Genomic DNA, 14,176 nt, shown 5'->3' on the forward strand with positions numbered 1-14,176 from the left:
GGTGGGAGAGACCGAGGTTTCGACACACGTCGATTTTGATTTAAAAGGGGAGAAAACATATGACGAAACAACAGCAATTATCACATCACGATGTTTTCCAAGCGCGTAAAAGTTTTACAGTAGGCGGAAAAACATACAACTATTACTCATTAAAAGCATTAGAAGATGCAGGAGTCGGCAATATTTCGAAATTGCCATACTCAATTAAGGTTCTGCTTGAGTCTGTATTAAGACAAGTAGACGGAAGAGTCATCACAAAAGAACATGTTGAAAATTTAGCAAAATGGGGAACTGCAGAGCAAAAAGAGCTTGATGTGCCATTTAAGCCATCACGTGTTATTCTGCAAGATTTCACTGGCGTGCCGGCTGTAGTAGACCTTGCCTCACTCCGTAAGGCAATGGCAGACATCGGCGGCAACCCTGATGTAATTAACCCTGAAATTACAGTAGACTTGGTAATCGACCACTCTGTACAGGTTGATAAAGCGGGAACAATGGACTCCCTGCAATTTAATATGGAACTTGAATTTGAACGCAACGCTGAGCGCTATAAATTTTTGAGCTGGGCAAAGAAAGCGTTTAATAATTACCGCGCTGTTCCTCCTGCAACTGGAATCGTTCACCAGGTAAACCTTGAGTACCTGGCAAACGTTGTTCATGCAGTTGAAGGCGCAGACGGTACATTTGAAACATATCCAGATTCACTAGTAGGAACGGATTCACATACAACAATGATCAATGGCATCGGCGTATTAGGATGGGGTGTCGGCGGCATTGAGGCTGAAGCTGGAATGCTTGGACAGCCATCATATTTCCCTGTTCCTGAAGTAATCGGAGTAAAATTGACTGGCCAAATGCCAAATGGCACTACGGCTACTGACCTAGCGCTTAAAGTAACACAAGTCCTTCGTCAAAAAGGCGTTGTAGGCAAGTTTGTTGAATTCTTCGGACCTGGTGTACCTCAGCTTCCGCTTGCAGACCGTGCAACAATTGCCAACATGGCACCTGAATACGGCGCAACTTGCGGTTTCTTCCCAGTAGATGATGAATCACTTGAATACATGAAGTTAACTGGCCGTGACAAGGAGCTTGTAGATGTTGTTGAGGCATACTGCAAAGAAAACGAATTGTTCTTCTCACCAGATGTAGAGCCAGTCTACACATCTGTTGTTGAAATTGATCTGTCTCAGATTGAAGCAAATCTTTCAGGTCCTAAGCGTCCTCAAGATTTAATTCCTCTATCAGCTATGCAGAAATCGTTCCAGACAGCTCTTGCTGCTCCAGCAGGCAACCAGGGCTTCGGTTTAGAAGCAGCTGAAGCTAATAAAGAGATCAGCGTAACGCTTGCAAACGGTGAAGAAACAAAAATGAAAACTGGGGCAATTGCTATTGCTGCAATTACAAGCTGCACAAACACATCTAACCCGTATGTACTGGTTGGAGCTGGTTTAGTAGCTAAAAAAGCAATCGAAAAAGGCATGAAGGTTCCTGCTTATGTGAAAACTTCTTTAGCTCCAGGCTCAAAAGTTGTAACAGGCTACCTTGAGAATTCAGGATTGCTTCCATATATGAACCAATTGGGCTTCAATGTTGTCGGTTATGGATGTACAACATGCATCGGGAACTCTGGTCCGCTTGCAGAAGAGATTGAAAAAGCAGTTGCTGAAAATGACTTGCTTGTGACTTCCGTTCTTTCAGGAAACCGTAACTTTGAAGGAAGAATTCACCCGCTTGTAAAAGGGAACTATTTGGCTTCACCTCCGTTAGTTGTAGCATATGCTTTAGCTGGAACAGTGAATATTGATCTTAAAAATGATTCATTGGGTAAAGACAAGGATGGCAATGATGTTTTCTTCAACGATATCTGGCCTTCAATGGACGAAATCAATGAGATTGTAAAACAAACGGTAACACCGGAGCTCTTCCGTCAGGAATATGGCAGAGTATTTGATGATAACGAGCGCTGGAATGCGATTCAGACGACAGATGAGGCATTGTATCAGTGGGATCAGGATTCCACTTACATTCAAAATCCTCCTTTCTTTGAAAATTTAAATCCAGAGCCGGGTCTAGTTGAGCCGCTTACGAACTTGCGCGTTGTTGCAAAATTCGGAGATTCAGTTACAACTGATCATATCTCGCCAGCTGGTTCAATCGGGAAAGATACTCCTGCAGGCCGTTACCTTCAGGAAAAAGGCGTCAGTCCGAGAGAATTTAACTCATACGGATCTCGCCGCGGAAATCATGAAGTGATGATGCGCGGAACATTTGCAAATATCCGCATCAAAAACCAAGTAGCACCAGGAACAGAGGGCGGCTACACAACTTACTGGCCAACAGGCGAAGTGACTTCTATCTATGACGCTTGCATGAAGTACAAACAAGATGGAACAGGTCTTGTCGTTCTTGCCGGCAAAGATTATGGCATGGGAAGCTCACGTGACTGGGCAGCAAAAGGCACAAACCTTCTAGGGATTAAAACAGTTATTGCTGAAAGCTTTGAGCGTATTCACAGAAGCAACCTTGTTTTCATGGGTGTTCTGCCGCTTCAGTTCAAACAAGGTGAAAGTGCTGAAGTACTTGGCTTAACTGGTAAAGAAACAATCGAAGTTCTGATTGATGAGACAGTTAAACCTCGCGACCATGTTCAAGTAAGAGCAATAGATGAAGAAGGCAGTGTAAAAGAATTTGAAGTGCTTGTCCGTTTCGACAGTGATGTTGAAGTTGACTACTACCGTCACGGCGGCATCCTTCAAATGGTGCTGCGCGAAAAGATTAAAGGCTAAATGATGAAAAGGACGGAGTTTCCGTCCTTTTTTTTCGTGGTTTTATTGTTCTTTTTAAAAAGAGATGATTTAATAAAATAGAGCGTATTTAGGTGGTTGTCCTAATACCATCACACTTACATATAATTGAATTATAAGGGATAAGCAGCAAGGGGGAAATGAAATTGAAACGAATACTCGCCATTGGTCTGCTGGTATTTTTAGCGGGCTATGCAGTCTGGTTTGCCATCTTGCCTAAAGAACCTAAAGAAGGGCTGGAGATTGGAAACAAGCCGCCTGAATTCGAACTTGAAATGTTAAATGGAGAAAACGTTCAGTTAGATGACGTTAAAGGCAAAAAAGTGATGGTGAATTTTTGGGCTACTTGGTGTCCGCCGTGCGAAGCGGAGATGCCTGAAATGCAAAAGCTGCAGAATGAGCATCCGGATAATCTGGTTGTTCTTGCTGTAAATATGACGAATGCTGAAAAAAGCAGAGAAGATGTTGAGTCATTTATCTCCAAACGAAAACTTACCTTTCCTGTAGCCTTGGATAAGGATGGAAGAGTAAGTGTTCAATATGAAGTTTATTCATATCCTACAACTTATTTTCTGGATGAAGAAGGAAACATTATGAATATTTCCCGCGGTGCAATGACTAAGGAAACAATGGAAAAGCTGCTGGAACTGTAACTGTAAGAGACTGTTCATATTATTTGAACAGTCTTTTTTTGTTTTTTCTAAAAACTTGTACTATTTTTCTTGATTATGGCAAAACTGAATATATTACGTATGGAGGTGTCCCGCTTGAGAAAAATTAAAAAAATGACATTTGAGGAATTAGTTCTTGAAAATAAGAAGGAATTGCTGAAGGACCAGGAAGCTTTAAACCGGCTCGAAGAGAGAGTAGAGCAAAGGCTGCTGGATAAGCTCAGCTAAATCCCCAACACTTGGCTGTTATGATTGCCGCACAACTGGTGAAGATAAAAGTGAGGAGGCGAAAGATCATGACAAACTCGAATGATAAACAAAGCCATTTCACTCCAAACCACATTGGAACAAAATCAAGAGGTTTTGGCGGGAATAAAGGGAAAAAAATGCAAAATAAATCACATGAACATGCTCAGGTAATGCAAACAAAAGGTGAGTAAGCAAAAAAATGTTTCCATAAAATTATTATGTAAACTTACCGTCTGTTTGCATTTCTTCTTATTTTAATCAAATTTTAAAAAAGGATGTGTTCACATGGGTTATAAAGCAAATCCAGACGATCGTTCAGATAATGTTGAAAAGCTGCAGGATATGGTCCAAAATACAATCGAAAATATTGAAAAGGCACAAGAGACGGCAGAGTTTTCAAGCGGCGAAGAAAGAGCACGCATTGAAGCTAAAAACCACCGCCGTGAAGAAAGTCTTGAAGGTTTCCGTGCTGAAATCAGGGATGAGGCCACTGCACGCGAGAATGGCTATAAATAACTAAAAACAAGGGATGTCCTAAAAAAGGGACATCCTTTATCTTTTGTATGAAAAAGAGAGCGTATGGTATGATAATATTTATTCATTGACCTAAATTTTGGTGCTTCATAAGGAGAGGGAACACATATGCATGTTTCAAAAAAAGAGATAGAAATAAGGTATGCAGAAACCGATCAGATGGGTGTCGTTTATCATGCGAATTATTTAGTATGGATGGAAGTGGGCAGAACGCAGCTGATTTCTGATCTGGGCTTTTCATATGCAGATATGGAGAAAGAAGGAATTATCTCACCAGTTATTGATCTGCAGGTTCAGTATAAAAAACCGATGAAATACGGGGAGACAGTCAGAGTACATACTTGGATAGAAGAATATAACGGCTTCAAAGTGGCATACGGCTACGAAATGTACACACCTGAGGGAGAACTGGCTCTTCAGGCAGTTTCAAACCATGTGTGCGTCAAAAAAGAAAATTTCAAACCGATTCAAATCCGTAAAAAATATCCGGAATGGCACGCGGCATATGAAAAAGCGAAAAAGTAGGGATTTCAGTGGCATTTGGAATTAAACGCAAAGAACTTGCTGATTGGAAAGTGCAGGTAGCAAAAGGAGAGCTTGCATTTCTGACCCATTTTTGGACAGATCCAAGATTTCCTGCCTCTCACGCAGTTACAAAAGCAGGCTGCTCTGATTTGCCTAAACTCATCGAATGGGGAGAAATCTTTGGATTAAGGAAAGAGTGGATTCATCATGACAAGGATTTTCCGCATTTTGACCTTATGGGAGATGTCCAAATTCGAGTATTAGAAGCACATAACCTTGTTGAACATATTAAGCGTTTCCGTTTACGTTAAAAAAACCGCAGATTATTTATCTGCGGTTTTTTTATAATCAAAAACGGGTTCCCCTTTTTTTTCGTCAAAGTCAATGACCAAGTCGTTCTGATCGAAATACCATATGTCACTTTCTTCAATAAAAAAGATTATCCCGTTTTTTTCTGTTTTTGCGCCGGCTTCCTTTGGCTGATCTTTCACTACACCTAAAGAAAAACCCTTTTGAATGGTGCTGTTTCCTCCGTAACGTACAAAAAATCGAAACGAATCTCCGCTTGCAACATTCATTTCCTTCTGATACCACTCTGCAGCTTTGTCACTAATATGTATATTCAATGAGTATCACTCCTTCTCTCATACGATACCACGAAAAGACAATTCAAAAACAGAATGATGCAAATTACTTTTATTTTTCTTCATTTAAATGCTGAAACATGTGCTCTTGAATCTCTTTATTTTGCGTCTGATCAACATTTTTCAGCTCTTTTAAACGGTAAGCCCGATTGTTTTGACTGACGACAATTGTCGGAATGAACCCTGGGTCCGTCAGCTCCACTTTTTTAGTTCCATTAGTAAGTGCTTTCGTCAGATTTATGGAGAAAATTCCGCCGATTTCTTTGTATTCACCAACTTGACCTGATAGGAAGTTTCCTAAAGAATATACGACAAATGTTTTATTTCCATCTTTTCCTTTTACCCATTCCATCGGCTGAAGGACATGGGGATGATGACCGATAACTAAATGAACGCCTTGATCAGCCAGAAACTGTGCAAGCTCCTGCTGCTCCTCATTAGGAAGCCGGATATATTCCACTCCCCAGTGCATGCTTACAATAACGGCATCTGAAAGCTTCTTCATTTCTTCAATATCTTTCATCATTTTCGGCTTATCAATTAAGTTTACGAGATGAGGTTTTCCTTCTGGAACCGGAATGCCGTTAGTGCCGTATGTATAAGCCAAAAACCCTAATTTCACGCCATTTTTGTTGATGACCCGTGGTGTATCAGCATCTTGACTGTTGCGGTACCCGCCAACATAAGGCATCCCGATTTCATCATAGCGGTCTGTCGCATTCAATATGGCCTTCTCGCCGCGGTCAAGCGTGTGATTGTTGGCAATCCCGGCTATATCAACACCTGCATCCTGAAAAGCATCAACTACCTCAAATGGGCTGTTAAATGATGGATAAGTGGATAAACCAATTTCAGTGCCGCCAATCATTGTTTCCTGATTGGCGAATGTGATGTCACTCTTGCCTAACAAAGGTTTTACCTCTTTTAACATTGGTTTGAAATCATAAGTGCTGCCTGTTTTAGCATCATTGTATACGCGCCCGTGAATTAATATATCTCCGATTGCCGAGAGTGTAACGGTTGATTTGAAGGATTTGGGCGGCTGATTCACATTCATTCCAGAATGCGCTTTCACAGGGTATTCCTTATCTTCCTTTGGTTCAGCCAAAAGAAAGAATGCCGTTCCGATTAAGCCCAGCAGAACGACAGCTGAGAGGATCCATTTCTTCATCATGTTGTTTTCTCCTATAATTATTCTTTTTTTCTTATCATAAACGATAGGATAAAAAAAGGAAATCCTATATATGCTGTAGAAAATTTAAAAAAAGCTGCCCGGGGGCAGCTTTAAATCCATTTTACTTTAGGTTCTGTTTTCTCTCTTATACGTTTAATATTGGCGCGATGACGGTATATAACAAAAAGGGACAGAATGCTGACGACTGCAATTAATACCGGATCACCGATGAAAATGCTGAAAATAATTGCATAGATGCCAGTAAGCATGGATGACAGCGATACATACTTTGATAAGTATAGGAAGAGGAAAAAGACAGCAAGCATCGTCACGAACATAAGCGGTGCCGAGAACAAGAGAATTCCTCCTGAAGTAGCAACTGCTTTACCGCCTTTGAAATTGGCGAACAGCGGGTACGTATGGCCGATGACAGCGAAGATTCCGATCAGCAGCGGATGCACGTTTTCCAGTCCAAAAAAGTATGGGAGAGATGCTGCAAGCGTTCCTTTTAATATATCCGCAATGGTCACAAGCAGTCCTGCTTTTACACCAAGAGTACGGAATGTATTCGTTCCTCCCAGATTTCCGCTTCCATGTTCACGGATATCAATTCCGTATCCCACTTTCCCGACAATAAGGCCAGAAGGAATGGAACCGAGTAAATAAGCTAAAATAATAATGGCTGCAATAATCAATGGATCCGCTCTCCTTAATCTATAATTGAATAAAACTATTTTATCATGTAACTAGCACTTAAGACTACGTCATAAAAAAGAAACGAAAAAAAATCATGCAAAAGGAGTTTTTACTATGAGTATATCCATCCCACCCAGAGAAGAAATCGGAAAAATATTAAAAAAGAGCAAACGAATTGCTGTCGTTGGGCTGTCAGATCAGCCTGAGCGCACATCTTACATGGTCAGTCAAGCAATGCAGGATGCAGGGTATGAAATCATTCCGGTGAATCCAACGATTAAGGAAGCTTTGGGTGTGAAGGCAGTTGGTTCATTAAAAGAAATAGACGGCCATATTGACATTGTGAATGTTTTTCGCAGGTCAGAGCATTTGCTTCCTGTTGCAGAGGAGTTTTTACAAATTGATGCCGATGTTTTCTGGGCTCAATTAGGTCTGGTAAATGAGGATGCGTATCATTTGTTAAAAGATAAAGGCTACACGGTTATTATGGACCGCTGCATTAAAGTAGAACACGCTTTAACAAAATGAAATCACAGGGGATGGCCCTGTGATTTTCCTATGTTCTCATTCTTGAGAGAAGATGATGGTTTGTAAAATGCAGCAATCGCTCCTAAAACAAGCGTTGCAGCCCCTGCATAAACAAGTACACTTGCTTACCCTGTCCATTGGGAGAAAATCGCTCCCGCTGTTGGAGCGGAAAGCATAGCAAGCGTCTGCATTGCCATGGCTGCAGCAGAAACCCTTCCCATCAATTCTTTAGGCGTTTCAGACTGCAGCAAATAACCAAAAGGAATGGAAGACATTGAACCGAGCAGACCAAGCATGAACGCGCCGGTAAACCAAATCCAATGATCCGCTGTAAACATCTTTAATCCTCCGATCCCCGTAAAAACAATAATGATGCCGCTAAAGAATGTGGCCATTGCCATAAATCGCAGTGAACTCATTTGCCATGCATTCCATTGTCCCATAATAAGCGAGCCAATAACACTGCCAATACCTACTGCACTTATAACCACCCCGTAGCTGGCATCATCAAATCCAAGTTTTTGAATGATGAAGATAAACAGGCCATCATACAAAAAAATGATAAAAAAAGAAATGGAAGCAAAGAGAATTGATGCTCTTAACAAAGGAGTCCTGTTAATATGCCATATCCCTTCTTTAAGCTCATGCAAATACGACTTTTTCTCTTTTTCGGCCGCCGGTCGATAAAGACGCTTGCAAAAGGTCCAATAAAGACCCAGGGAAGGGCCATAATTGTGATTAATGCAGCAATCGCGCCCTCCCCGTATTGCCAGTGATAGGCGATGATAACCTGGAGGGCGATAAAATCAAGCCAATTGCCAAGGTCGGAAAAAACCTGTGCACTAAATAACGAGCGGTAAGCGGGGTTTTTTAAAGGTTTAAATAGACCTGCCTTCACAGCATAACCTCCTGTAAATTCAAGAATTCAACTTGCTGTTGCGCCTTTCAAGAAGCTTTTTTTCCATGCTGCGGGGGTCTTGTGATGGAGGGAGAGCATCCGTTTTTAATTGTTCAACAGATTCATTTATCCAGCGGATTTCAGTTTCCAATTTCATTTCTGCATAGCGGATGCCAATCATTCCGATACTTGAAATAAATGAAGTGCCGTTTTGCTGCCAATGACGGACGTATTGAAGAAGCTCCGTACTTTCAGCTTTTCTTTTCTCAAGATGTGATAGTAGAATATTTTCATCCATTTCTGTATGCCAGGCGGCCAATTTCATAAATAATTCATCTTTCACAGAAGGATAGGACGGGGCTTCAGACAGCCAGTTTTCAAGTTCAATCCAGCCTTTTTTCGTCAGTTCATATTGCTTTTTCTGCCGGCCGCCCTGTTCTTTTAATACAGAATAAATGTAGCCTTTCTCCTCCAGGTTTTTAAGCTTGGGATAGATGCTCCCATAGCTCATGCCCCAAAAAAGACTTGAAGCTTTGGTCTCAAATTCATTTTTAATATCGTATCCTGTAGCGGGAGTAAAACTGATCACAGCTAAAATAGAGTGTTCAATCGACAATGAGATGCCTCCTTATGGATTAATGTATCAAACTGATATATCATTATGATATAAATAAACGGCAGCATTTTCAACATTTTTCCAAAATATTTTCAATTTCAGCTTGCATCTGCTAAGATTTAGTTTGCGAAATCCTTAGCAGCAGATAAAATATAGCTTGGATATTTATTTTTTATACGTCACTTTTTCTAAACAATGGTAAACTTGAAAGAGAGTAAAGGTGCAGGGCTTGTCACGTTGCCTGATGGTAAGATATGATATAGAAACATACGTTCTTAAAGGGCAGCAATCTCTGACGTGACATTTGTTTTTTTGAAAGGAGCTTAAATCGTTTGGGTAAGCAGCAGCAGTTTGATTACAATGATGATGCGATTCAAGTATTAGAAGGATTAGAAGCAGTGCGGAAAAGACCGGGTATGTATATCGGCAGCACTGATGCGAGAGGCTTGCATCACCTCGTCTATGAAATCGTTGATAATTCCGTCGATGAAGCACTTGGCGGATTTGGAGATCATATAATCGTTAAAATACATAAAGATAACAGTGTGTCTGTTCAGGACAAAGGGCGCGGAATGCCCACAGGAATGCACAAGCTTGGAAAACCGACAGCGGAAGTCATTATGACTGTCCTGCACGCCGGAGGAAAATTTGGACAAGGCGGCTATAAAACGAGCGGCGGCCTGCATGGGGTTGGCGCCTCTGTAGTTAACGCACTGTCTGAATGGGTTGTCGTTACCATCCACCGTGATGGATTTGTCTATGAACAGCGATTTGAAAATGGCGGTAAACCTGCAACAACACTTGAGAAACTCGGAAAATCAGGCAAGACAGGCACAATCATTCATTTTAAACCTGATCCTTCTATATTCAGCACAACAACCTATAACGCTGAGACATTAAGCGAGCGCTTACGGGAATCAGCATTTCTTTTAAAAGGCCTGAAAATTGAGCTGATTGATGAACGGAATCAAACAAAAGACGTTTATCACTATGAAACAGGGATTGAAGCCTTTGTCGCATACTTGAATGAAGAAAAAGATTCCTTGCACAATGTTGTTTCTTTTGAAGGGATACAAAACAGCATCGAAGTTGAATTTGCTTTTCAATTTAATGACGGTTATTCAGAAAACATCCTCTCATTCGTAAATAACGTGCGGACAAAAGACGGCGGAACACATGAAGCGGGTTCCAAAACAGCGATGACCCGCGCATTTAATGAATACGCCAGAAAAGTCGGCATTTTAAAAGAAAAAGATAAAAACCTTGATGGATCGGATATACGCGAAGGGCTTTCAGCTATCATTTCCGTTCGGATTCCTGAAGAGCTCCTGCAATTTGAAGGTCAGACCAAAGGAAAGCTTGGCACAAGTGAGGCAAGATCTGCTGTTGATTCTGTCGTATCGGAAAACCTTGCCTACTTTTTAGAGGAAAATCCGGAGACAAGCACGCTTCTCGTCAGAAAAGCGATTAAAGCTTTTCAAGCAAGGGAAGCAGCACGAAAAGCCCGTGAGGAAGCAAGAAGCGGAAAGAAAAGAAAACGTTCAGAGGCAACGCTCAGCGGAAAACTTACCCCCGCCCAATCCAGAAATCCAGCACGAAATGAAATCTATCTGGTTGAGGGTGATTCTGCCGGAGGTTCAGCGAAACAGGGCCGTGACAGACGCTTTCAGGCCGTTCTTCCATTACGCGGAAAAGTCATTAACACAGAAAAAGCCAAACTTGCCGACATCTTCAAAAATGAAGAGATAAATACAATCATTCATGCCATTGGAGCAGGTGTTGGAGCCGATTTCAATGTGGAAGACTGCAATTACGATAAAGTCATCATTATGACAGATGCTGATACAGACGGAGCACATATTCAAGTGCTGATTTTGACCTTCTTTTACCGCTATATGAAGCCGCTCATCGAAGCAGGCAAAGTTTTCATCGCACTGCCTCCTTTATACAAAGTCAGCAAAGGGGCAGGAAAGAAAGCGATTGTGGAATATGCCTGGTCTGATGAAGAACTTCAGGTTGTTCTGAAAAAAATAGGAAAAGGCTATATGATACAGCGCTACAAAGGTCTTGGAGAAATGAACGCAGACCAGCTTTGGGAAACGACGATGGATCCAGAGACGAGAACATTGATCCGTGTCCGGATTGATGATGCCGCACGTGCTGAGAGACGTGTCACAACATTGATGGGTGACAAGGTTGAGCCAAGACGGAAATGGATCGAAAGCAATGTTGCATTTGGATTAGATGAAGAAACCAACATCTTAGAAAACGAGAACTTATCCGTCGCAGAGGAGGAATAACTAAATGACACAGCCAGAAAAATTTCGCGATCTCCCTCTTGAAGATGTGATAGGTGACCGTTTTGGGCGTTACAGTAAATACATCATTCAAGACAGAGCATTGCCTGATGCACGCGACGGGCTAAAGCCTGTTCAGCGCAGAATCCTTTATGCTATGCATGTGGATGGAAATACAAATGACAAAAACTTTCGAAAATCAGCAAAAACAGTCGGTAACGTTATCGGCAACTACCATCCTCATGGTGATACATCCGTTTATGACGCCATGGTGAGGATGAGCCAGGATTGGAAGGTCCGCAATCTGCTGATTGAAATGCACGGAAACAACGGAAGCAATGACGGAGATCCTCCCGCTGCGATGCGTTACACAGAAGCAAGACTTTCTCCGATTGCATCCGAACTTCTGCGGGATATTGATAAACGAACGGTCGAATTTGTGCCAAACTTTGATGATACAAGCCAGGAGCCTCTCGTCCTGCCTGCGATGTACCCGAATTTGCTCGTAAACGGCTCAACAGGGATTTCAGCAGGCTATGCGACGGATATTCCTCCTCATCACCTCGGTGAAGTCATAGACGCTGTCATGAAACGAATCGATCAGCCGAACTGTTCGGTGGATGAACTGATGACGGTGATTAAAGGGCCTGATTTTCCGACTGGAGGAATCATTCAGGGAATCGAAGGTATAAAGAAAGCCTATGAGACAGGAAAAGGCAAGATTATCATTAGAGGAAAAGCAGAAATAGAAAGCATAAGAGGCGGCAAGCAGCAAATCGTCATCACAGAAATCCCTTTTGAAGTGAACAAAGCGAATCTCGTGAAACGGATGGATGAGTTCAGAATTGAACGGAAGCTTGACGGGATTGCAGAAGTCCGTGACGAAACAGACCGTACAGGCATGCGCATCGTGGTTGAGCTGAAAAAAGAAGCAGATGCACAGGGCATCTTAAACTATCTTTATAAGAACAGTGATTTGCAGGTGCCTTACAATTTCAATATGGTCGCCATTCATAACAGAAGACCGACATTAATGACTCTTCCGACAATCTTAGATGCGTACATTGCTCACCAAAAAGAAGTCATCACAAACCGTTCCAACTTTGACTTGCAAAAAGCGCGTGAAAGACAGCATATCGTTGAAGGATTAATTAAGGCATTATCAATTCTTGATGAAGTAATTGCGACTATCCGTGCTTCAAAAGACAAGCGGGATGCTAAAGATAACTTAATTTCTAAATTTCAGTTTACAGAGCTTCAGGCAGAAGCCATTGTCTCCTTGCAGCTTTACAGATTAACTAATACAGATATTACAGCCCTTCAAAATGAAGCCAAAGAGCTTGATGAAAAAATCACAGCCCTTCTTGAAATTTTGAACAATGAAAAAAGGTTGTACCAAGTCATCAAAACGGATTTGAAAAAAATCAAAAAAACGTATGCTGATGAAAGAAGATCTGTGATTGAAAATGAAATCCAGGAGATTAAAATCAATCTTGAAGTGATGATTGCTTCAGAAGATGTCATCGTCACAGTAACGAAAGACGGCTACATTAAACGCACAAGCGGACGATCCTATTCAGCATCAAACGGACAGGACTTTGGAATGAAGGAAACAGACCGTTTGCTTGCCAAGTATGACGTCAACACAACAGAAGTCGTTCTTCTCTTTACGAATAAAGGAAATTACATCTATTGCCCTGTCCATGAATTGCCTGATATCCGCTGGAAGGACCTTGGCCAGCATATCGCCAATATCGTGAATCTTGAGCGGGATGAACAGCTTATAAAAGCCATTCCGGTTAAAGACTTTACAACTGAACAATACTTGCTGTTTGTCACTAAGAACGGCATGGTCAAAAAAACGGAGTTAAAGCTTTACAAAGCACAGCGATATTCTAAAGCATTAATGGCATTAAATTTAAAAAATGATGATGTCCTGATTGATGTGCATGTTACATCTGGAAAAGATGATCTCTTTATTGCTACTCAGTTCGGATACGGCTTATGGTTCTCAGAGGATGAAGTGAACATCGTAGGAGCAAGAGCAGCGGGTGTGAAAGGCATCAATTTAAAAGAGGGAGACTCTGTAGTCGGAGGCTCAGCATTTAGAGCTGGAGAAATTCCTCAAGTTGTCATTGTGACACAAAGAGGGGCAGCAAAAAGAATGTCACTCAAGGAATTTGAACGAACCTCACGTGCAAAACGGGGACTGATTATGCTGCGCGAACTTAAAAATAACCCTCACCGGTTAGTCGGCATGCAGATCATTCAGCCGGACGACACGATTATGATCAAAACAGAAAAAGGTCAGATTGAAGAAATTGCACCTCAAACCTTAAGAGCAAATGATCGTTACAGCAACGGTTCATTTTTCATAGATGAAGGAGATTCGGGATCTGTAAAAGAAGTATGGCGCTTAACTAAATAATGAATGATAAAAAAGACATCCTCAGAAAAAAGAGGATGTCTTTTCATTTTCTTTATTTGTTTTTTGTAAAGTAATCACTGAATGCATGCATAATCTCGATTCCCTGATACAA

The 14,176-nt window shown here is 41.5% G+C and carries 16 protein-coding genes; 10 read left to right on the forward strand and 6 right to left on the reverse strand.

Going from position 1 to position 14,176, the window contains the following annotated elements; translation table 11 throughout:
• The first annotated feature begins 59 nt into the window (after positions 1-59).
• The 7 genes from acnA (at position 60) to GJU41_RS07385 (ending at position 5,094) form a co-directional block, all read left to right on the forward strand.
• Complete coding sequence (gene acnA / locus GJU41_RS07355; protein WP_070877358.1) at positions 60-2,786, forward strand: aconitate hydratase AcnA; 2,727 nt, start codon at positions 60-62, stop codon at positions 2,784-2,786.
• A 158-nt stretch (positions 2,787-2,944) separates the two neighbouring features.
• Complete coding sequence (locus tag GJU41_RS07360; protein ID WP_070877359.1) at positions 2,945-3,457, forward strand: TlpA family protein disulfide reductase; 513 nt, start codon at positions 2,945-2,947, stop codon at positions 3,455-3,457.
• 105 nt (positions 3,458-3,562) lie between these two features.
• Entirely contained in the window at positions 3,563-3,703 is a 141-nt protein-coding gene (locus GJU41_RS07365; RefSeq protein ID WP_375142520.1) for an FbpB family small basic protein, read from the forward strand.
• 68 nt (positions 3,704-3,771) lie between these two features.
• Entirely contained in the window at positions 3,772-3,915 is a 144-nt protein-coding gene (locus tag GJU41_RS07370) for an acid-soluble spore protein N (protein WP_070877360.1), read from the forward strand.
• Positions 3,916-4,009: 94 nt separating this feature from the next.
• Positions 4,010-4,240: a small acid-soluble spore protein Tlp gene (tlp, locus tag GJU41_RS07375; protein ID WP_070877361.1), complete on the forward strand. Its 231-nt coding sequence runs from the start codon at positions 4,010-4,012 to the stop codon at positions 4,238-4,240.
• Positions 4,241-4,366: 126 nt separating this feature from the next.
• The gene (locus GJU41_RS07380) at positions 4,367-4,783 is read left to right on the forward strand and encodes an acyl-CoA thioesterase (protein WP_070877362.1); all 417 of its coding nucleotides are present in this window, start codon (positions 4,367-4,369) and stop codon (positions 4,781-4,783) included.
• Positions 4,784-4,791: 8 nt separating this feature from the next.
• On the forward strand, positions 4,792-5,094 hold the full coding sequence (locus GJU41_RS07385) for a hypothetical protein (protein WP_070877363.1): 303 nt from the start codon (positions 4,792-4,794) through the stop codon (positions 5,092-5,094).
• A 12-nt stretch (positions 5,095-5,106) separates the two neighbouring features.
• Here the strand turns inward: GJU41_RS07385 and GJU41_RS07390 are convergent, their stop codons facing one another.
• The 3 genes from GJU41_RS07390 to plsY form a co-directional block, all read right to left on the reverse strand.
• Positions 5,107-5,409, reverse strand: coding sequence for a HesB/YadR/YfhF family protein (locus GJU41_RS07390; RefSeq protein ID WP_070877364.1), 303 nt, complete (start codon positions 5,407-5,409; stop codon positions 5,107-5,109).
• 70 nt (positions 5,410-5,479) lie between these two features.
• Entirely contained in the window at positions 5,480-6,598 is a 1,119-nt protein-coding gene (locus tag GJU41_RS07395) for a CapA family protein (RefSeq protein WP_428842544.1), read from the reverse strand.
• Positions 6,599-6,711: 113 nt separating this feature from the next.
• The gene (plsY, locus tag GJU41_RS07400; RefSeq protein WP_070877366.1) at positions 6,712-7,296 is read right to left on the reverse strand and encodes a glycerol-3-phosphate 1-O-acyltransferase PlsY; all 585 of its coding nucleotides are present in this window, start codon (positions 7,294-7,296) and stop codon (positions 6,712-6,714) included.
• Between the two features lie 115 nt (positions 7,297-7,411).
• Between plsY and GJU41_RS07405 the strand changes: the two genes are divergently transcribed.
• Positions 7,412-7,825, forward strand: coding sequence for a CoA-binding protein (locus tag GJU41_RS07405; protein ID WP_070877367.1), 414 nt, complete (start codon positions 7,412-7,414; stop codon positions 7,823-7,825).
• 125 nt (positions 7,826-7,950) lie between these two features.
• Here GJU41_RS07405 and GJU41_RS24910 read toward each other — a convergent pair whose 3' ends face one another.
• The 3 genes from GJU41_RS24910 to GJU41_RS07415 are packed head-to-tail and all read right to left on the reverse strand — an operon-like array spanning position 7,951 to position 9,339.
• Positions 7,951-8,430 (reverse strand): MFS transporter, encoded by a 480-nt coding sequence (locus GJU41_RS24910; protein WP_070877368.1) that lies wholly within the window; start codon positions 8,428-8,430, stop codon positions 7,951-7,953.
• A complete protein-coding gene (locus GJU41_RS24915; protein ID WP_070877369.1) occupies positions 8,424-8,723 on the reverse strand; it encodes a hypothetical protein in 300 nt (99 codons plus the stop codon). The genes GJU41_RS24910 and GJU41_RS24915 overlap by 7 nt, the downstream gene beginning before the upstream one ends.
• A gap of 19 nt (positions 8,724-8,742) precedes the next feature.
• Entirely contained in the window at positions 8,743-9,339 is a 597-nt protein-coding gene (locus tag GJU41_RS07415) for a PadR family transcriptional regulator (RefSeq protein WP_070877370.1), read from the reverse strand.
• Between the two features lie 332 nt (positions 9,340-9,671).
• Here GJU41_RS07415 and parE point away from each other — a divergent pair, with 332 nt between their 5' ends.
• A complete protein-coding gene (gene parE, locus GJU41_RS07420) occupies positions 9,672-11,639 on the forward strand; it encodes a DNA topoisomerase IV subunit B (protein ID WP_070877371.1) in 1,968 nt (655 codons plus the stop codon).
• Positions 11,640-11,643: 4 nt separating this feature from the next.
• Entirely contained in the window at positions 11,644-14,064 is a 2,421-nt protein-coding gene (gene parC / locus GJU41_RS07425) for a DNA topoisomerase IV subunit A (protein ID WP_070877372.1), read from the forward strand.
• Positions 14,065-14,176 lie beyond the last annotated feature (112 nt).

The sequence above is a fragment of the Metabacillus idriensis genome, from assembly GCF_009674765.1.
In the GTDB taxonomy this organism is placed as follows: domain Bacteria; phylum Bacillota; class Bacilli; order Bacillales; family Bacillaceae; genus Bacillus_P; species Bacillus_P idriensis.

What these genes read in the sequence shown, in the direction of transcription:
- acnA (WP_070877358.1), top strand. Translation starts at nt 60, where the DNA reads ATGACGAAACAACAGCAATTATCACATCACGATGTTTTCCAAGCGCGT.
- GJU41_RS07360 (WP_070877359.1), top strand. Translation starts at nt 2,945, where the DNA reads ATGAAATTGAAACGAATACTCGCCATTGGTCTGCTGGTATTTTTAGCG.
- GJU41_RS07370 (WP_070877360.1), top strand. Translation starts at nt 3,772, where the DNA reads ATGACAAACTCGAATGATAAACAAAGCCATTTCACTCCAAACCACATT.
- tlp (WP_070877361.1), top strand. Translation starts at nt 4,010, where the DNA reads ATGGGTTATAAAGCAAATCCAGACGATCGTTCAGATAATGTTGAAAAG.
- GJU41_RS07380 (WP_070877362.1), top strand. Translation starts at nt 4,367, where the DNA reads ATGCATGTTTCAAAAAAAGAGATAGAAATAAGGTATGCAGAAACCGAT.
- GJU41_RS07395 (WP_428842544.1), bottom strand. Translation starts at nt 6,598, where the DNA reads ATGAAGAAATGGATCCTCTCAGCTGTCGTTCTGCTGGGCTTAATCGGA.
- GJU41_RS07405 (WP_070877367.1), top strand. Translation starts at nt 7,412, where the DNA reads ATGAGTATATCCATCCCACCCAGAGAAGAAATCGGAAAAATATTAAAA.
- parC (WP_070877372.1), top strand. Translation starts at nt 11,644, where the DNA reads ATGACACAGCCAGAAAAATTTCGCGATCTCCCTCTTGAAGATGTGATA.